Below are 18405 nucleotides of genomic sequence, written 5' to 3' on the forward strand. Positions count from 1 at the left end.
TCCCAAGGGTGCTGAACCGGATCGACCTGCGCGGCTCCACCACGGATCCGCGCCGTCTGCTGCCCCGCGCCGCCATGGATGTCTCCGTCGCCACCGAGCAGGTGCGCCCGATCGTCGAGGCGATCCGCGAGCATGGGGCGAGCGCGGTCCGCGACGCCACCCGGCGTCTCGACGGGGTGGAGCTGACCGACCTCCGGGTGCCCGCCGAGGCGATCGCCGCGGCCGAGGCCGGCCTCGATCCCGCCGTCCGCGCCGCGCTGCTGGAGTCCATCAAGCGGGCCCGCAAGGTCCACGGCGACCAGCGGCGCACCGAGGTGACGACGCTGCTGAGCACCAGCGGCACGGTCACCCAGCGGTGGGTCCCGGTCCGCCGGGTCGGGCTCTATGTGCCGGGCGGCCTCGCCGTCTACCCGTCCAGCGTGATCATGAACGTGGTGCCGGCCCAGGTCGCGGGCGTGCCGTCGATCGCCGTCACCAGCCCGCCGCAGAAGGGCACCGGCCTGCCCAACGTCAACATCCTGGCCGCGTGCGCGCTGCTCGGCGTCGACGAGGTCTATGCCGTCGGCGGCGCCCAGGCGATCGCGATGTTCGGTTATGGCGACCAGGAGGGCTGCGAGCCGGTCGACATGATCACCGGCCCTGGCAACATCTGGGTCACCGCCGCGAAGCGCATGCTGCGCGGCGTCGTCGGCATCGACGCCGAGGCAGGGCCGACCGAGATCGCGATCCTCGCCGACGACACCGCCGACCCGCGGCACGTCGCCGCCGACCTGATCAGCCAGGCCGAGCACGACCCCCTGGCGGCGAGCGTGCTGGTCACGCCGTCCATGGAGCTCGTCGAGGCGGTCGAGCAGGAGGTCGCCCGGCAGGTCGCGGCGACCAAGCACCTGCAGCGGGTCACCGAGGCGCTGACCGGCACCCAGTCGGCGACGGTGATCGTCGACGACCTGGAGCAGGGCCTGCGGGTCGTCGACGCCTACGGCGCGGAGCACCTGGAGATCCAGACCCGCGACGCGCGGGCCGTCGCCGAGCGCGTCTGGAATGCGGGCGCCGTCTTCGTCGGCGCCTGGTCGCCGGTGTCGCTCGGCGACTACTGCGCCGGCTCCAACCACGTGCTGCCGACCGGCGGCTGCGCGCGGCACTCCTCGGGGCTGTCGACGCAGACGTTCCTGCGCGGCGTGCAGCTCATCGAGTATGGCCGCGACGCCCTGGCCGAGGTCGCCGACCACGTGGTCACCCTGTCCGAGGCCGAGGACCTGCCGGCGCACGGCGCCGCCGTGAAGGTGAGGTTCGCATCGTGACGACCCTTGACGACCTGCCGCTGCGCGACGAGCTGCGCGGCCTGACGCCCTACGGGGCACCGCAGCTCGACGTGGCCGTGCGGCTCAACACCAACGAGAATTCCTATCCGCTGCCCGAGGCGGCCGTCGCGGAGATGGAGAAGGCGCTCTCCGCGGTCCTGCGCGACCTCAACCGCTACCCGGACCGCGACGCGGTCGCGCTGCGCACCGACCTCGCCGCCTATCTCCAGCACGGGCTGACCTGGCGCAACGTGTGGGCGGCCAACGGCTCCAACGAGATCCAGCAGCAGCTGCTGCAGACCTTCGGCGGTCCCGGCCGCACCGCGCTGGGCTTCACCCCGTCCTATTCGATGCACCCGCTGCTCGCCGCGGGCACCGGCACCGCGTGGGTCGACGGGCGGCGCGACGCCGACTTCTCGCTGACCGCCGAGCACGCCGTCGCGAAGGTCCGCGAGCACCGGCCCGACGTGGTCATCCTCTGCTCGCCCAACAACCCGACCGGCACGGCGCTGCCCCTCGACGTGGTGCGGGCCGTCGCGGCCGCCGCCGACGGCATGGTGATCGTCGACGAGGCCTACGCCGAGTTCGCGCGGCCCGGCACGCCGTTCGCGCTCTCGCTGATCGAGCAGTTCCCGCGCCTCGTCGTCACCCGCACCATGAGCAAGGCGTTCGCCCTGGCCGGCGGGCGGGTCGGCTATCTGGCCGCCGGACCCGCCGTCGTCGACGCGGTGCAGCTGGTGCGGCTGCCCTATCACCTGTCGGCGCTCACCCAGGCCGCCGCGCGGGCCGCGCTCGCGCACACCGCCGCGCTGCTGTCGACCGTCGACGCGGTCAAGGCCCAGCGGGACCGGATCGTGGCGACGCTGCGCGGCTGGGGGCTGCGGGTCGCCGACAGCGACGCCAACTTCGTGCTGTTCGGCGCGCCCCGCGACGACAGCAAGGGGATCTGGCAGGCGCTGCTCGACCGCGGTGTGCTGATCCGCGACGTGGGCGTCCCCGGATGGCTGCGGGTCACCGCCGGCACGCCCGAGGAGACCGACGCTTTCCTGAACGCACTGGAGGAGTTGCTGTGAGTAGCAACGCACTGGAGGAGTCGCTGTGAGTCGCACCGCCAAGATCGAGCGGGTCACCAAGGAGACCAAGGTCTCCGTGGAGCTCGACCTCGACGGCACCGGGATCGGCGAGATCTCCACCGGCGTGGGTTTCTACGACCACATGCTCAACCAGATCGCCAAGCACGGCGGGTTCGACCTGCGGGTCGCCACCGTCGGCGACCTCGAGATCGACGCGCACCACACGGTTGAGGACACCGCGCTGGCGCTCGGCGCCGCGTTCGCCGAGGCGCTCGGCGACAAGGCCGGCGTCACCCGGTATGGCAATGCCCAGGTCCCGCTCGACGAGGTGCTCGCCTCCGCGGTCGTCGACCTGTCCGGCCGGCCCTACATGGTGCACGACGAGCCGGCGAACATCGCCCCGCACATCGGCGGCAACTACCCGACCAGCCTGACCCGCCACATCTGGGAGTCCTTCGCCCACTCGGCCCGGGTGACGCTGCACGTCAGCATCCTGCGCGCCGGCCGGCACGGCGCCCAGCCCGACGCGCACCACATCGTCGAGGCGCAGTTCAAGGCGGTCGCCCGGGCACTGCGCCAGGCGTGCGCGCTCGACCCCCGCAACGCCGGCGTGGTGCCCAGCACCAAGGGCGCCCTGTGAGCATCGTCCTGCTCGGGCTCGCCGGGCTGCTGGTCGGCGGCGCGATCACGCTGCGGCAGCAGAGCACGTCCAAGGTCCCGTTCGTGATCACGCTGCTGCTCGCCGCGCTGTCAGCGGCCGGCGGCCTGCTCTGGCTGTAAAGGGGACGGCATGAAGAAGGTGGTCATCCTCGACTACGGCTCGGGCAACCTGCGCTCCGCCGAGCGGGCCGTCGCCAGGGTCGGCGCCGACGTCGAGGTCACGTCCGACCTCGGCAAGGCGGCCCGCGCCGACGGCCTGGTCGTGCCCGGCGTCGGTGCGTATGCGGCCTGCATGGCCGGCATCGACGAGCTCGCCGCCGGACCGACGATCGCCGAGCGGGTCCGCGTCGGCGCGCCGGTCCTCGGCATCTGCGTCGGCATGCAGGTCCTCTTCGAGGAGGGCGAGGAGCACGGCGTGGTCACCAAGGGCCTCGGCCTCGCACCCGGCGCCGTCACCGTCCTGCACGCCCCGGTCGTGCCGCACATGGGCTGGAACACGGTGGACTGGCCCGCCGGCACCGTCCTCGGCGCGGGGCTGCCCGCCGACACCCGCTTCTACTTCGTGCACTCCTACGCGCCGACCCCGATCGACGCCCAGCGGGCCGCGGGCATCAGCGTCGCGACCACGGTGCACGGCGAGCCGTTCGTCGCGGCGTTCGAGTCCGAGGTGCTGCGCGCCACCCAGTTCCACCCGGAGAAGTCCGGCGACGCGGGCGCGACGCTGCTGGCCAACTGGCTCGGCAGCCTTGTCTAAGGAGCGCGCCAAGCGGCGGGCGGTGCTGGAGGCCGAGCGGGCCGAGCGCCTGCTCAAGGCCGAGCAGCGCCGCCGGCGGCGGATCGCGGTCCGCCGGCTGGTGCCGAGGGTCAAGGTCGGCCGGACCGGTAAGCTCTTCGCACGTCGCTCCCGGGGGCAGCGTTCCGTCATCGTCCTGCTCGTCCTGCTGGCACTCACGCTGATCTGGTTGCTCGTCGAGTCCGTCGCGGCACGGATCGGGCTCAGTGCCCTCGTCATCGTCGCCACCCCGGCGCTCACCGTGCTCGTCCTCGACCGCAGACTCTGACCGCCGAACCTGACCGAAGGATCTTGAACCATGGCCCTGCAGCTCCTGCCCGCCGTCGACGTCGCCGACGGCCAGGCGGTCCGTCTCGTCCAGGGTGCCGCCGGCAGCGAAACCACGTATGGTGACCCGCTCGAGGCCGCCCTCGCCTGGCAGCGGCAGGGCGCCGAGTGGATCCACCTCGTCGACCTCGACGCCGCGTTCGGCCGGGGCTCCAACGCGGAGCTGCTCGCCGACGTCGTGCGCCGCCTCGACGTGCAGGTCGAGCTCTCCGGCGGCATCCGCGACGAGGCATCGCTGCGCGCGGCCCTGTCGACCGGCGCGACCCGGGTCAACCTCGGCACCGCCGCCCTGGAGAACCCCGAGTGGTGCGACCACGTCTGCGCCACGTATGGCGACCAGGTCGCGGTCGGTCTCGACGTGCGCGGCCACCAGCTCGCCGCGCGCGGCTGGACGAAGGAGGGCGGCGACCTGTTCGAGGTGCTCGACCGTCTCGAGCGGGCCGGCTGCGCCCGGTATGTCGTCACCGACGTCATGCGCGACGGCACCCTCACCGGTCCCAATCTGACCCTCCTGCTGGAGGTCACCGGCCGCACCAAGAAGCCGGTCATCGCCAGCGGCGGCGTCTCCAAGCTCGACGACCTGCGCCAGCTCGCCGCCCTCGAACCGGCCGGCGTCGAAGGCGTCATCGTCGGCAAGGCCCTGTATGCGGGCGCGTTCGACGTGACCGAGGCCCTCAAGGTCCTGCAGGAGACGGTGTGAGCGATTTGCAGCGCAACGCAGCTGGGGCGGCGGCATGAGCGTGGCCGTGCGGGTCATCCCGTGCCTGGACGTCGACGCCGGCCGCGTGGTCAAGGGGGTCAACTTCGTCAACCTCCGCGACGCCGGCGACCCCGTCGAGCTCGGCGCCGCGTATGACGCGGCGGGCGCCGACGAGCTGGTCTTCCTCGACGTGACCGCCTCGTCCGACGGGCGGTCCACCATGCTCGACGTGGTCCGCCGCACCGCCGAGACGGTGTTCATCCCGCTCACCGTCGGCGGCGGCGTCCGCGCCGTGTCCGACGTCGACACCCTGCTGCGCGCCGGCGCGGACAAGGTCGGCGTCAACACGGCCGCGATCGCCCGGCCCGAGCTCATCGCCGAGATCGCCGAACGCTTCGGCAACCAGGTCCTGACCCTCTCCCTCGACGTCCGCCGCGCCGCCGGCCAGCCCAGCGGGTTCGAGGTCACCACCCACGGCGGCCGCCGCGGCGCGGGCCTCGACGCGGTCGAGTGGGCCGCGCGGGTCGCCGAGCTCGGCGCGGGCGAGATCCTGCTCAACTCGATGGATGCCGACGGCACCAAGGACGGCTTCGACCTGGAGCTCATCCAGGCCGTCCGCGCGGTCGTGACCATCCCGGTCATCGCCAGCGGCGGCGCCGGCGCCCTGGAGCACTTCGCCCCGGCGGTCGCATCAGGCGCCGACGCCGTCCTTGCCGCCAGCGTCTTCCACTTCGGCGACCTGTCCATCGGTGACGTGAAGACCTCACTGCGCGAGGCCGGCCACCCGGTCCGCTGACCCGCACACCGCCCGCCCCTGCCCCGCACGTCGTCCAGCCCCGGGCATGCGCGTCGTCCGCCTCCGCCCCGCGCGGCGGGCAGTCGTGACCTACGCGTCGTGCGGCTCCGGCCTGCGCGGCGTCCGCCCTGACCCGGGTGTTGTGCGGCTGCGGCGTGCGCGGTGTGCCTCGTCGTGCGAAGCGCGGGCCCTGAGCTGCGCGTTTTGCAGGCCCGGTATGTGCGTCGTGCGGCTCCGGCACGCGCGGCGGGCGTTCGTGATCCGCGTGTCGTGCGGCTGCGGGGTGTGCAACTGCGGCGTGTGCGGTGGGCGGCCCTGACTTGCGTGTCGTGCGGCCCGGTGCGTCGTTTGCCTCTGGCACGGGCGGCGGGTGTTCGCCCTGACCCGCGTCGTGCGGTTCCGGCCTGCGCGGCGGGTGGCCTGACCCGGGTGTTGTGCGGCTGCGGCGCGGGCGGCGGGTGGCCTGACCCGGGTGTTGTGCGGCTGCGGCGCGGGCGGCGGGTGGCCTGACCCGGGTGTTGTGCGGTTCCGGCGCGGGCGGCGGGTGGCCTGACCCGGGTGTTGTGCGGTTCCGGCGCGGGCAGCGGGTGGCCTGACCCGGGTGTTGTGCGGCTGCGGCGCGGGCGGCGGGTGGCCTGACCCGGGTGTTGTGCGGCTGCGGCGCGGGCGGCGGGTGGCCTGACCCGGGTGTTGTGCGGTTCCGGCGCGGGCGGCGGGTGGCCTGACCTGCGTGTCGTGCGGCTGCGCCGGGACCGCCCGGCGCGGGCCGCCGGTGGCCCTGACCCCCGGGTTGTGCGGTCCCGGCATGCGCGGCGTCCGTCCCCGGCACGCGCGGCGGCTGCACGCACGTGTACGGAAAGGTCTCGGTTGCCTGGATGCGGCTTTTGTCCGGCGTGGCGTTCGCGGCTTGTCTCGTCGCCGTGATCGAAGGACGGGTCCGGTTGTGATGGCGGCCAGGGCTGTCCTTCGATCAACGGGGGTTCTGCCGCAGGTGTGCCGAGGTGAGGCGGGGGCAAACCGCTCCAAAAGCCGAGGAAGCTCAGGTTGCTGTGCTCCGCGGAGACGTGGGTCGGTGCCCGTGTTCGCGGCGGCGTCCGTCCATCCCGCTCGTCCTACGGCTCGTCCCGGGGAGGTGGCTGCCGGTCGCTCCGTTGGCGTGATCGAAGGACGGGGGCGGTTGTGGCCAGGACCGTCCTTCGATCAAAGGCGGTCCTGGCGCGGGGGATGGGGTCAGTCGCCGCGTTTGCCGGTGGTGACGGCGATGCCGACGATCCAGCCGACGAACAGGCCGTAGCCGGCGGCGGCTGCTGCGGCGGCGAACGCGCTCAGCAGGGTCGGGTTGGCGGTGATGAAGTCGGTGGCGAAGGCCGCGAGCGCCGCTCCGAAGATCAGCGACGCCCAGCCGAGGATGAAGGCGCCGCCGCCGGTGACGATGGAGCGGCCGGCGATGGCGAGGATCAGGGCTGTGAACAGGACCAGTAGGAGGGCCTTGAGGTCGTTGGCCAGGAGCTCGCGGGCGGCGTTGCCGGAGTCGTCGCGGGGCACGAGCCACCAGCGTGGCCAGGTGAGCAGCTTGAGGAACCAGCCCCACACCGTGTCGGTGTCGGCGTGGCGGTCGGCCCATTCGGTGAAGATCTGGTTGCCGAAGATCAGGACGAGTAGCAGCGTCGCCAGGACGCCTGCGCCGGTGGCTGTGCGGGTGCGTCCGAAGATGGCCATGACATCAATGTAAGGGGCGCCGACGAAACGCGCAGAAGTGAATCGAGTGAGTGAATGATCACGCGGTGAAACTGCTGCTGAGCTGGGGTTATACGACGTGAATGGACAGGTCGCCGGCCCAGTGGTCGCGGTGTGACCAGGCCTCGCGCAGGGCGGCGACGGTCGCGCCGATCGCGGGGCGGCCGCCCGAGGCGGCGCGCCAGACGACGCTGACGCGGCGGGCCGCCTCGGGGGTGATCGGGCGGGCCACGACGCCGGGCGGGAGGGTGCTGCGGGCGAGCCGGGGGACGAAGGCGACGCCGAGGCGTTCGGCCACGAACGTCAGCTGGGTCTCGAACTCGTTGACCAGGATCGTGGGGCGGGCGCCGGGCAGCATCCGCTGCAGCCACTCGTGGCAGACGGTGCCGGGCTTCGAGGCGATCCACCGCTCGCCGCGCAGCAGGTCCAGCTCGACGGGGCCGGTCGCGGCGGCCAGGGGATGGTCGACGGGCAGGATCAGGTCGCCGACGTCGAGGCCGAGCTCGAGACTGGCCAGCCCGGCGGGGAACGTGGCGGGCATGTCGAGCCACTCGTCGATGACGGCCACGTCGATGGTGCCGCGCAGGATGCCGTCGAAGCCGGCCTCCCGGTCGCCCTCCTGCAGGGTCGGCTCCAGCAGCGGGTGGTCGACGGCGAGGCTGCGCAGGGCGTGCGGCAGCAGGCCGCGGCACGCGGTCGGGAACGAGGCGATGCTCAGGTGCCCGGACACGGTCTCCTGATGCGCGGCGAGGGCGGCCTCGGCCTCCTCGACGACGGCGAGGATCCGCCCGGCGTGCTCGGCGAGGACCCGGCCGGCCTCGGTGAGCCGCAACCGGCGCCCGTCCTTCTCCACGAGTGTGCTCCTGGTCTCGCGTTCCAGCTTCGCGAGGTGCTGGGAGATCGCCGACGGCGTGCAGTGCAGGGCTCCGGCGGCGGCCGTGACCGTGCCGAACGTGGCCACGGCCCGCAGCGCCTGGAGCCGTGGCAGGTCAAGCATGAAGCGATACTACAACGATGTTGTAGAACCTTTCGATGGTGCTTCACGGTTGGGTGCGCCGACGATCGGGGCATGAAGCATCGTGACGTCGCCCTGGCGATCCTCGTCTCGGCGATCTGGGGCGTGAACTTCGTCGTCATCCACGTGGGGCTGTCCAGCATGTCGCCGCTGCTGTTCTGCGCGCTGCGCTTCGGGGTGGCGGCGCTGCCCGCGGTGCTGCTGGTCGGCCGGCCGAAGGTGCCGTGGCGGTGGGTGATCGCGACCGGCGTGGCGCTGGGCGTGGTGAAGTTCTCGCTGCTGTTCGCCGGGATGGCGGCCGGGCTGCCGGCGGGGCTGTCGGCGCTGGTCCTGCAGAGCCAGGTGATCTTCACATTGGTGTTCGCCGTGGTACTGCTGCGCGACCGGCCGGGCAAGCGGCGCGTCGCCGGGGTCGCCCTGTCCGGGGCGGGGATCGTGCTGATCGCCTCGCAGCTCGGGCTGGACCGGCCGCTTGGCGCGTTCCTGCTGGTCGTCGCGGCCGGCGCGGCCTGGGGGCTGGCCAACATCGCGATGCGTAAGGCGAAGGCGACCAACATGCTCAACTTCATGGTGTGGGTCAGTGCGGTCGCGACCCCGCCGCTGGTGCTGCTGACCCTCGCCGTCGACGGGCCGGCCGAGGTCTGGCGCACCCTGGCCGGCCTGGATTTCACGGCCGCCGGTGCGATCGCGTACATCGCGTACCTGAGCACGCTGTTCGGCTTCGGCGTGTGGGGGCGGCTCATCGCCCGCTACGACGCCGGGACGGTGGCGCCGTTCGCGGCCCTGGCCCCGGTGTTCGCCATCGTGTCCTCGGCGGTGCTGCTCGGTGAGCGCATCCACTGGTACGACGCCGCCGGCGGCGCCGCCATCCTCGGCGGTGTGCTGCTGGGCGCGGTGCGGCTCAGGCCAGTGCGGGAATCGCCGCCGGCGCAGGATCCCGGACCGCGAACAGCGGTAGGAACAGCTGCGTGAGCGGCCCGATGCCGAACGCGTACAGCACGGTCGCGACGCCCACGGAGCCGCCGAGCAGGAACCCGGCGGCGAGCACGGTCACCTCGATCGAGGTGCGCGCGACCCGGATCGACAGCCAGCCGAAGCGCTGCGACAGGCCGGTCATGAGGCCGTCGCGCGGGCCGGGTCCCATCCGCGCGCCGATGTACAGGCCGGTCGCGGCCGCGTTGAGCACCACGCCGCCGACCATCAGCGCGCCGCGCAGCCACCACGCCCCGGCGTCCGGCACGACGCGCAGCGCCAGGTCGGCGGCGACGCCGATGACCACGACGTTGCTGATCGTGCCGAGCCCCGGCCGCTGGCGCAGCGGGATCCACAGCAGCAGCACGAGCGCGCCGACCGCGCAGACCACCGTGCCGAAGCTCAGCCCGGTATGTCGGGAGATCCCCTGCTGGAACACGTCCCAGGGGTCCAGCCCCAGGTGCGCCCGGACCAGGAGGGCGAGGCTCAGCCCGTACACCAGCAGACCGGCCTGCAACTGCACGAAGCGACGCCCGAAACGGTGGCGCAGGGGGATGGGATTGGTCTTGCCTGGGGCGTCCATGCATGCCACCCTAGGGCCAATCCATCCCGTGCAAAGAGCCAATTGAGGGGGACTGGCCTTGTCAGCGATCGTCCGCGGCGCGCAACTGGCCCGCATGCTCAACGCCTGGCAGGTCGCCGTCGGCGTGCGTGGCCCCGCCGGCCGCCGCCCCGAATACGTGGTGCTCGCCAACGCCGTGCGTGGCCTGCTCATCGACGGCCGCCTGGCACTGGGCGTGCGGCTGCCCGCGGAGCGTGAGCTCGCCGCCGCGCTCGGCATCAGCCGGACCACCGTCACCGCCGCCTACCGTGAGCTGCGCGACAGCGGCCACCTCAGCAGCCGCCGCGGCGCCGGCAGCTGGACCGCGCTGCCCGCCGGCCACCGCGTCGGCACGTCCGGGCTGTGGACGCCGAGCGACGACGCCGACCTCATCGACCTCGGCTGCGCCGCGATGCCCGCCCCCGCGGAGCTCGCCGAGGCGGCCACGGAGGCCGTCGCCGACCTCGCCCCTTACACACTCGGCGCCGGATACCAGCCGATGGGGCTGCCGGTGCTCCGCGAGGCGATCGCCGCCTGCTACACCGAGCGGGGCCTGCCGACCGACCCTGACCAGGTCATGGTCACCGGCGGCGTCCAGCAGGCCCTCGACCTGCTGCTGCGGCTGCTCGTCGCGCCGGGGCAGCGGGCCCTGGTCGAGACGCCCACGTATCCGAACGCGCTGAGCGCCTTCACCGCCAGCCGCGCCCGGATCAGCGCCTACGCGATCGGCCCCGACGGCTGGGACGAGGACCTGCTGCTCTCGACGGTCCGTGCGGCGCAGGCGCGGGTCGCGTACCTCATCCCGGACTTCCACAACCCGACCGGCCACCTCATGCAGACGGCGCTGCGGGAGCGGCTGCCGTCCGCCGCGCACGCCGCCGGCACCGACCTCATCATCGACGAGTCGTTCGTCGACCTGGCCCTCGACGACGTCGTGATGCCGCCGTCGGTGGCCGCGTTCGACCGCAGCGCCCGGGTGCTCACGATCGGCGGCATGAGCAAGCCGTACTGGGGTGGCCTGCGCATCGGCTGGGTGCGCGGCGCGGCGCCGCTGATCGCCCGGCTCGCGGCCGCCCGGGTCGGCGTCGACATGGCCTCGCCGGTGCTCGACCAGCTCGTCGCCGTGCAGCTGCTGCGCCGCCGGGAGGCGATCGTCACCGCCCGCCGCCGGCAGCTCCTCGCGCGCCGGGACACGCTCGCCGCCGCGCTGCGCGCCGAGGTGCCCGACTGGCGCTTCGTCCTGCCGGGCGGCGGCATGGTGCTGTGGGTCGAGCTCGACGCGCCCGTGTCCAGCGCCCTGGCCCGGGCCGCGGAGGAGCTCGGGGTGCGGGTCGCGCCGGGGCCGAGGTTCGGTGCGGACGGGACGATGGAGCGGTTCCTGCGGCTGCCGTACACGCTGCCGGAGGCGGACCTGGTCGAGGCGGTCCGCCGGCTCGCCGCCGCCCGCGCCGACCTGGACCGCCCGCGCCGGCACGCCTGGTCGTCGCCGGTCGTCGTCGCCTGACACCGCACTGCTCCTGCGTGCCGCACCGGCGGGAAAGCGGGGTGTTCGCGGCCGTCAGGTCGCGTCGCGGCCGTTCACGGCCGCGGGCCTGTCGCGGCCGGAGGTCGCGGCCGCGCAACTGTGCGCGGAGGTGGCAGGGAGGCCGTTCACGGCCGACCGGTGGCTGACGGGAGCGACGGCGCGTGCCCACGACGGACCGGAGCAGTGCGCTCCTGCTTGCAAAAGCGTCATGGCCCCCGGGATGGCGGATCCCGGAGGCCATGACACTGTGGGGTGTGATCAGAGTTCGGCGAGCGACCCCGCATACATGCGGTCGATGTCCGATGCGAAGGACTTCTCGACCACACGTCGCTTGACCTTGAGCGACGGTGTGAGCTCGCCGTCCTCGATGGAGAGGTCGCGGCTGAGGATGGTGAACTTCTTCACCGTCTCCCAGCGGTTGAGCCTGGTGTTGAGCTCCTTGACGTAGCCCTCGACGAGGGCGTGCGCCTCGGGTGACGCGGCGATCTCGTCATAGGACTTCCCCGCCAGCGGTGTGCCTTCCGCCCAGCCCTTGATGGCGTCGGGGTCGAGGCTGACCAGCATCGTGACGTAGTTGCGGGCCTGGCCCACGACGATGCACTGGGAGGTGTACGGGCAGACCGACTTGAACAGGCCCTCGATGTGGCTCGGCGCGACGTACTTGCCACCGGAGGTCTTGATCAGGTCCTTCTTGCGGTCGGTGATGCGCAGGTAGCCGTCGGCGTCGAACTCGCCGATGTCGCCGGTGCGGAACCAGCCGTCCTCGGTGAAGGCGGCGGCGGTCTCGTCGGGCAGGTTGTGGTAGCCGCGCATGATCGGTGTGCCCTTGAGCAGGACCTCGCCGTCGGTGTCGAGCTTGGCCTCCAGGTCGCCGAGGGGCTGGCCGACGGTGCCGATGCGGGGCGTGGCCTCGCGGTTGACGAACGAGCCGGCGGACGTCTCGGTCAGGCCGTAGCCCTCCAGGATCGGCAGGCCGGCGGCGAAGAAGAACTCGCCGATCTCCTTGGACAGCGGCGCGGAGCCGGACACCATGGCGCGCATCTTGCCGCCGAGGCGGGCGCGGAGCTTGCTGAAGACCAGCTTGTCGGCGACGCCGGCCTGGACCTTGAGCATGCCGCCGGGCTGCCGGCCGGCGAGGCGCTCCGCGGAGGCCTGCTTGCCGACCTTCACCGCCCAGGTGAAGATCTTCCACTTGGCGCCGCCGTCGGCCTGCGCGCCGGTGACGACCCGGTTGTAGACCTTCTCGAAGACCCGGGGCGCGGCGCACATGATCGTCGGCTGGATCTTGCCGAGGTTGTCGATGAGCTTGTCGACGCGGCCGTCGACGTACGTGGGGAGCCCGACGTACACGATCCCGCACAGCAGGGTCTTGCCGAACGAGTGCGACAGCGGCAGCCACAGGTACTGCAGGTCGTCGGCGGTCAGCAGGCCCATGTCGACCTGGGTGTAGCCCTGCCAGACCCAGCCGAGGTGCATCAGCTCGACGCCCTTGGGGCGCCCGGTCGTGCCGGAGGTGTAGATCAGGGTGGCGAGCTGGTCGCCCTGGATGCCGGCGACGATCCGCTCGATGAGCTCCGGGTCGTTCTTGAGCGCCGCGCGCCCGGCGTCCTCCAGCTGGGCCAGCGACAGGGTCTTCGTGTGCTCGCCGCCGCCGGGGACGCCGTCGATGAGCACGATCGCGACCAGGTCGGGCAGGTCGGCGCCGTCGAGCTTGGCGGCCTGCGCGGCGTTCTCGGCGAACAGCACCTTCGAGCCGGAGTCGGCGACGATGTAGACCGCGTCCTCGGGCTCGGTCGTCGGGTACACCGTGGTGGTGGCCGCGCCGGCGAGCATGATGCCGAGGTCGGCGAGGATCCAGTCCAGGCGGGTGTTGGCCAGGATGCCGACGCGGTCCTCGGGCTGCACGCCGAGCGTGGTGAGGCCGGCCGCGATCGCGCGGGCCTGCTCGTCGACCTCGCGCCAGGTGAGCCAGACGGGGTCGCCGGCGTCGTCGTCGGCGGGCTTGCCGAACGCCCGCTTGTCCGGGGTCTCGGCCACGCGGTGCAGGAACATGTCCGGGATCGAGCGGTAGGGCAGTTCGAGCCGCTTGGTCATGTGGAAGGCCTCCGGGGCTGGCGTGGACGTAACGGTGACTGGCATCACGTCCCGTCGGTTACTGGAGGGTAAATGGTCGGTCGCGTTACCGGCTAGACCCGAAACCGAAACGTAGTGGAATGCTCAATCCCTTGTCTGGAACCAGATTCAAGACCCAGCGCGGCTGCCGCGTCACAATCCGAGGCGGGCGCCCTTGAGCCTGTCCGCGAGGGCGTCCGGACCGGTCACGGTGACGTCCGCTGCCGCCTGCCGTCCGGTGAAGAACAGGAGCAGTTCCGACGGTTTCCCGTGTACGTGCAGCTCGTCGCCGCCCTTGCCGACGGTGAACGGTGTGCCGTGCTGCGGCTCGACCGTGATCGCGGCCGGGAAGCGGCGGGTCGACAGGCGCGCCGACTGCTTGAGGCGGCCGGCGAGGGCCTGCTCGTACGCGGCGTCGAGAGCGCGCGGGGTCCAGCCCGGCGCGGCGCGGCGCACGTCCTCGTGGTGGACGAGGAACTCGGTGATGTTGACGGCCTCGTCGGCGAACGCCGGGCGCACCCACAGGGCCGGCCTGCGGACCTTGCCGACCAGTGCCGCGTAGTCGCCCGCGGCCAGGCGGTCCTGGACCTGCTTCGTATGGCGCTGCACCGCCGTGATCAGGATGCCGGCGGCCGCGTCCGGGCGGCGCTCCCGCAGCACCAGATGCGCGGCGAGGTCGCGGGTCGCCCAGCCGTCGCAGAGCGTCGGCGCGTCCGGACCGGCGGCGAGGAGGGTGTCGGCGAGCGCCAGGCGCTCGGCCCGCGCGAAGGAAGTCATGAACGTAACGCTAGCGGGGTTCCGTCAGGGCCGTTTTCTGTCGTACCCCGTCGGTAAGGTTGCAAGCGGCCGGGGCGACTTACCGGCGGACGCTACGGAGGGCGGAACGTGACCAGCGGCAAGGTGCTCCTCAAGGGGCTGTGGGTGCTCGGGCGGGCCGTTCGTGACGAGCCTCACATGTTCGCGATCTCGGTCGTCGGCAGCGTCGTGTTCAGCCTGCTCACCATCGCCACCGCGTTCGTCTCCGGCTGGGTGGTGGGCGAGATCGCCCTGCCCGCGATCGACGAGCGGCACGTCACGACCGGCACCCTGCTGCTCGGCGGCGTCGCGATCCTCGCGGTCAGCCTCGGCAAGATCATCGGCATCTTCGGCCGGCGGCTCGGCGCGGGCGCCATGCAGTTCCGTCTCCAGGCGCGCTACCGGCAGGCCGTCACTCGGCGTTACCTGCGGCTGCCCCTGGAATGGCACCAGCGGCACGCGACCGGCACGCTGCTGTCCAATGCCAACGCCGACGTCGAGTCCGCGTGGTATCCGATCGCGCCGTTCCCGATGGCGGTCGGCACCGTCGTCATGCTCGTCGCCGCGATCGTCTCCCTCTTCGCCACCGACTGGGCCATGGCCCTCGTCGGCGTCGCCGTGTTCCCCTCGCTGCTCGGGGTCAACGTCGCCTATTCGCGCCGGATGGCGCCCCGCGTCGCCCGGTCACAGCAGCTGCGGGCCGAGGTCAGCGCCGTCGCGCACGAGAGCTTCGACGGCGCGCTGGTGGTCAAGACCATGGGCCGGGAGGCCGCCGAGACCGAGCGGTTCTCCGCCAAGACGGTCGAGCTGCGCGACGCCACGATCCAGGTCGGGCGGGTCCGGGCCGTGTTCGACCCGGTGCTCGACGCGCTGCCGAGCATCGGCACCCTCGCCGTGCTCGTCGTCGGTGGCCTGCGCTTCCGGCAGGGCGCGGTCGACGTGTCCGAGGTGGTCAGCGTCGCGTTCCTGTTCACGGTCCTCGCGTTTCCCGTGCGGGCGATCGGCTGGGTGCTCGCCGAGCTGCCCCGCAGCGTCGTGGGCTGGGAGCGGATCCGGCACGTGCTGGACGCCGAGGGCGACATGGTCTACGGCACGACCACGCTGCCGGAGGTGCACAAGCCGGCCGCGCTGCGCTTCGACGACGTCCACTTCGCCTACGCCGGCGCCGACGGCGAGCGCGGCGGCGACGTGCTCAGCGGCGTCACGTTCGACGTGCCGGCCGGGCGCACCGTGGCGCTGGTCGGCTCGACCGGCTCCGGCAAGTCGACGGTCGCCGGCCTCGCCGCCCGCCTGGTCGACCCGCACAGCGGCGCCGTCCGTCTCGACGGGGTCGACGCCCGCGAGCTGACCCAGGAGGCGCTCGTCGGCACCGTCGCGCTGGTCGCCCAGGTGCCGTTCGTCTTCGACGACACCGTGCGGGGCAACGTGACGCTCGACAGGCGCACCGCCGCGGGCCACGCCGTGGACGACGAGGCCGCCTGGTCGGCGCTGCGGCTCGCCCAGGCCGACGGGTTCGTCGCCCAGCTCGGCGAGGGGCTCGACACGAAGGTCGGGGAGCGCGGCACGTCACTGTCCGGCGGGCAGCGGCAACGCCTCACCATTGCCCGGGCCCTGGCCGGCGCGCCTCGGCTGCTCGTCCTCGACGACGCGACCAGCGCCGTCGACCCGCGCGTCGAGGCGGCGATCCTCGCCGCGCTGCGCCGCGACGACGACCGGCAGGCCTCGATCCTCGTCGTGGCGTATCGGCGGGCCACGATCGCCCTCGCCGACGAGGTCGTCTATCTCGAGCGGGGCAGGGTCGCCGCCCGCGGCACCCACGCCGACCTGCTCGCCACCGTCCCCGGCTACGCCGACCTCGTCACGGCCTATGAGAAGGCCGAGGCGGAGAAGGAACGGGAGCACGTCTTCGACGACGAGGAGAGCGTGACCGCATGACCGGTCCGGAGCGTAGCGGAGGAGCCGGTCATCAGCGGCTCAGTGTTGGGTCAGGCCGGCGCCGGAGCGCAGCGGAGGTGACGGCATGACCACGGTTCTGGACGCCAAGGGGACCGAGGTCGCCAAGCCGGGGGTGCTGCGGCGCGGGCTGAGCCTGTCGCCTGAGCTGTTCACCGGGCTCGCCGGCACGCTCGGGCTCGCCGTCCTCGCCACGACCGGCCGGGTCGCGATCCCCGTCGCCATCCAGCAGGGCATCGACAAGGGGCTGCGCGCGCCCGGCGGCCCCGACGTCGGCGTGCTCACCGTCATCGTGTCGATCACCGTCGGCGTGCTGTTCCTGACGATGCTCAGCGCGGCGATGATGAATGTGCGGCTGTTCACCGTCAGCGAGACGGCGCTCGCCGGCATCCGCACCCGCACGTTCCGGCACATCCACGACCTGTCGATGCTGCACCAGCAGTCGGAGCGGCGCGGCGCGCTGGTCTCCCGGGTCACCGGCGACGTCGACCAGATCAGCCAGTTCCTGCAGTTCGGCGGCCTGATCTTCCTGATCAGCCTCGGGCAGCTGATCGTCACCACCGCCGTGATGTTCTTCTACTCCTGGCAGCTGACGCTGGTCGTGATCGTCGCGTTCGCGCCGCTGGTCTTCGTCGTGCGGCACTTCCAGCGCCGGCTCAGCGTGCTCTATCTCGACGTGCGGGAGAGCATCGGCGCCATGCTCGGCGCGATCGCGGAGAGCGTCGTCGGCGCCCCCGTCGTGCGGGCCTACGGGGTGCAGCACCGCACCGCCGAGCGCCTCGACACCGCCATCGACCGCAGTCGCCGCGCCCAGTTCCGCGCCCAGACCAACAACGTCGTCAGCATGAGCTTCGGCGAGTTCGCGGCCGGCCTCGCGCTCGGCAGCGTGATCGTCGTGGGCACCCTGCTCGGCGTCGACGGCCAGCTCAGCATCGGGCAGCTGACCGCGTTCCTGTTCCTGGCCACGCTGTTCGTCCAGCCGGTGCAGGTCGCCACCGAAGTGCTCAACGAGGCGCAGAACGCGATCGCCGGCTGGCGCCGCGTCCTGGACATCATCGAGACGTCGCCGGACGTCGCAGACCCCGGCGCGGCCGGCCGGGACCTGCCCGAGGGCGCGGTCGACGTCCGGTTCGACCACGTGCACTTCGCCTACCCCGACGGCCCCGAGGTCCTCACCGACGTCGACCTGACCGTGACCGCCCGCACCCGCGTCGCCGTCGTCGGCGAGACCGGCAGCGGCAAGACCACGTTCGCCAAGCTGCTGACCCGGCTCATGGACCCCACCACCGGCAGTGTCCTGCTGTCCGGGGTGCCGCTGACCGAGGTGCGGTTCGAGTCGCTGCGCAGCCGCGTCGTCATGGTGCCGCAGGACGGGTTCCTCTTCGACGCGACCGTCGCCGACAACGTCCGCTTTGCCCGGCCCGACCTCAGCGACGTCGACCTGGAGCTGGCGTTCACCGAGCTCGGCCTCCTCGACTGGGTCGACGGGCTCAGCGACGGCCTGCAGACCCAGGTCGGCGAGCGCGGCGAGGCGCTGTCCGTGGGGGAGCGGCAGCTGGTCGCCCTGGCCCGCGCGTATGTCGCCGACCCCGACCTCCTCGTCCTCGACGAGGCCACCAGCGCCGTCGACCCGGCGACCGAGGTCCGCCTCCAGCGCACCCTCGACGCGGTGACCCGCGGGCGCACCACGATCGCGATCGCGCACCGGCTGTCGACCGCCCAGAGCGCCGACGAGGTCATCGTCGTCGACAAGGGCCACGTCGTGCAGCGCGGCCCCCACGTCGACCTCGTCACCGACCCGGACTCGATCTACGCCCGCCTGTACGCGTCCTGGCTCGAACAGACCCGCTGACCTTCCCGCCCCGCCCGCGCTACGGCCTGCCCGCGCTGCGGCCTGCTCGGGCTGCGGCCTGCTCGGCTCGCGGCCCGGCGGGGCCGCTGCCGGTTTCGCGGGGCTCGGCGGTGCTGGAGCGCTGCCGGCTCCATTGGGGCGTGTTGGGGTGGTTGCTTCTGACGCGAGTCACCGTCGGCCTCTGGCAGCGGGT

Annotated in this window: 17 protein-coding genes; 12 read left to right on the forward strand and 5 right to left on the reverse strand. The window is 72.7% G+C overall.

Features of this window, described 5'->3' with window-relative positions; genetic code table 11:
* The first annotated feature begins 8 nt into the window (after window positions 1-8).
* The 8 genes from hisD to hisF are packed head-to-tail and all read left to right on the forward strand — an operon-like array spanning window position 9 to window position 5650.
* Window positions 9-1301, forward strand: coding sequence for a histidinol dehydrogenase (hisD, locus tag OHA72_RS19260; protein ID WP_327009184.1), 1293 nt, complete (start codon window positions 9-11; stop codon window positions 1299-1301).
* A complete protein-coding gene (locus OHA72_RS19265) occupies window positions 1298-2374 on the forward strand; it encodes a histidinol-phosphate transaminase (RefSeq protein ID WP_327009185.1) in 1077 nt (358 codons plus the stop codon). Before hisD ends, OHA72_RS19265 begins: the two co-directional genes overlap by 4 nt.
* Before the next feature lie 25 nt (window positions 2375-2399).
* Window positions 2400-3014, forward strand: a complete 615-nt coding sequence (gene hisB, locus OHA72_RS19270) for an imidazoleglycerol-phosphate dehydratase HisB (protein WP_327009186.1) — start codon at window positions 2400-2402, stop codon at window positions 3012-3014.
* On the forward strand, window positions 3011-3154 hold the full coding sequence (locus OHA72_RS19275) for a CG2302 family histidine operon protein (RefSeq protein WP_327009187.1): 144 nt from the start codon (window positions 3011-3013) through the stop codon (window positions 3152-3154). The genes hisB and OHA72_RS19275 overlap by 4 nt, the downstream gene beginning before the upstream one ends.
* 10 nt (window positions 3155-3164) lie before the next feature.
* Window positions 3165-3788, forward strand: coding sequence for an imidazole glycerol phosphate synthase subunit HisH (gene hisH, locus OHA72_RS19280; protein ID WP_327009188.1), 624 nt, complete (start codon window positions 3165-3167; stop codon window positions 3786-3788).
* Window positions 3781-4095 (forward strand): hypothetical protein, encoded by a 315-nt coding sequence (locus OHA72_RS19285; protein ID WP_327009189.1) that lies wholly within the window; start codon window positions 3781-3783, stop codon window positions 4093-4095. Before hisH ends, OHA72_RS19285 begins: the two co-directional genes overlap by 8 nt.
* A gap of 30 nt (window positions 4096-4125) precedes the next feature.
* Complete coding sequence (priA, locus tag OHA72_RS19290) at window positions 4126-4854, forward strand: bifunctional 1-(5-phosphoribosyl)-5-((5-phosphoribosylamino)methylideneamino)imidazole-4-carboxamide isomerase/phosphoribosylanthranilate isomerase PriA (protein WP_327009190.1); 729 nt, start codon at window positions 4126-4128, stop codon at window positions 4852-4854.
* Window positions 4855-4888: 34 nt separating this feature from the next.
* Window positions 4889-5650, forward strand: a complete 762-nt coding sequence (hisF, locus tag OHA72_RS19295; protein WP_327009191.1) for an imidazole glycerol phosphate synthase subunit HisF — start codon at window positions 4889-4891, stop codon at window positions 5648-5650.
* A gap of 1230 nt (window positions 5651-6880) precedes the next feature.
* Here hisF and OHA72_RS19300 read toward each other — a convergent pair.
* Both OHA72_RS19300 and OHA72_RS19305 read right to left on the reverse strand, forming a co-directional pair.
* Window positions 6881-7369: a hypothetical protein gene (locus OHA72_RS19300; protein WP_327009192.1), complete on the reverse strand. Its 489-nt coding sequence runs from the start codon at window positions 7367-7369 to the stop codon at window positions 6881-6883.
* A gap of 88 nt (window positions 7370-7457) precedes the next feature.
* Window positions 7458-8384 (reverse strand): LysR family transcriptional regulator, encoded by a 927-nt coding sequence (locus OHA72_RS19305; RefSeq protein ID WP_327009193.1) that lies wholly within the window; start codon window positions 8382-8384, stop codon window positions 7458-7460.
* A 72-nt stretch (window positions 8385-8456) separates the two neighbouring features.
* Here OHA72_RS19305 and OHA72_RS19310 point away from each other — a divergent pair, with 72 nt between their 5' ends.
* Entirely contained in the window at window positions 8457-9374 is a 918-nt protein-coding gene (locus OHA72_RS19310) for an EamA family transporter (protein ID WP_327009194.1), read from the forward strand.
* Here the strand turns inward: OHA72_RS19310 and yczE are convergent.
* The gene (yczE, locus tag OHA72_RS19315; protein WP_327009195.1) at window positions 9304-9957 is read right to left on the reverse strand and encodes a membrane protein YczE; all 654 of its coding nucleotides are present in this window, start codon (window positions 9955-9957) and stop codon (window positions 9304-9306) included. The genes OHA72_RS19310 and yczE overlap by 71 nt on opposite strands.
* A 94-nt stretch (window positions 9958-10051) precedes the next feature.
* On the opposite strand from yczE, the gene yczR reads away from it, so the two are divergent.
* On the forward strand, window positions 10052-11479 hold the full coding sequence (gene yczR, locus OHA72_RS19320) for a MocR-like transcription factor YczR (protein WP_442788727.1): 1428 nt from the start codon (window positions 10052-10054) through the stop codon (window positions 11477-11479).
* A 279-nt stretch (window positions 11480-11758) separates the two neighbouring features.
* Here the strand turns inward: yczR and OHA72_RS19325 are convergent, their stop codons facing one another.
* The gene (locus tag OHA72_RS19325; RefSeq protein WP_327009197.1) at window positions 11759-13594 is read right to left on the reverse strand and encodes an AMP-dependent synthetase/ligase; all 1836 of its coding nucleotides are present in this window, start codon (window positions 13592-13594) and stop codon (window positions 11759-11761) included.
* 171 nt (window positions 13595-13765) lie between these two features.
* Window positions 13766-14389 carry a TIGR03085 family metal-binding protein gene (locus tag OHA72_RS19330; protein ID WP_327009198.1) on the reverse strand — a complete coding sequence of 208 codons (624 nt, stop codon included), beginning with the start codon at window positions 14387-14389 and terminating at the stop codon, window positions 13766-13768.
* A 123-nt stretch (window positions 14390-14512) separates the two neighbouring features.
* Between OHA72_RS19330 and OHA72_RS19335 the strand changes: the two genes are divergently transcribed.
* The gene (locus tag OHA72_RS19335) at window positions 14513-16342 is read left to right on the forward strand and encodes an ABC transporter ATP-binding protein (RefSeq protein ID WP_327011609.1); all 1830 of its coding nucleotides are present in this window, start codon (window positions 14513-14515) and stop codon (window positions 16340-16342) included.
* 85 nt (window positions 16343-16427) lie between these two features.
* The gene (locus OHA72_RS19340) at window positions 16428-18212 is read left to right on the forward strand and encodes an ABC transporter ATP-binding protein (RefSeq protein WP_327009199.1); all 1785 of its coding nucleotides are present in this window, start codon (window positions 16428-16430) and stop codon (window positions 18210-18212) included.
* Window positions 18213-18405 lie beyond the last annotated feature (193 nt).

This window comes from Dactylosporangium sp. NBC_01737, from assembly GCF_035963215.1.
Taxonomy (GTDB): Bacteria; Actinomycetota; Actinomycetes; order Mycobacteriales; family Micromonosporaceae; genus Dactylosporangium.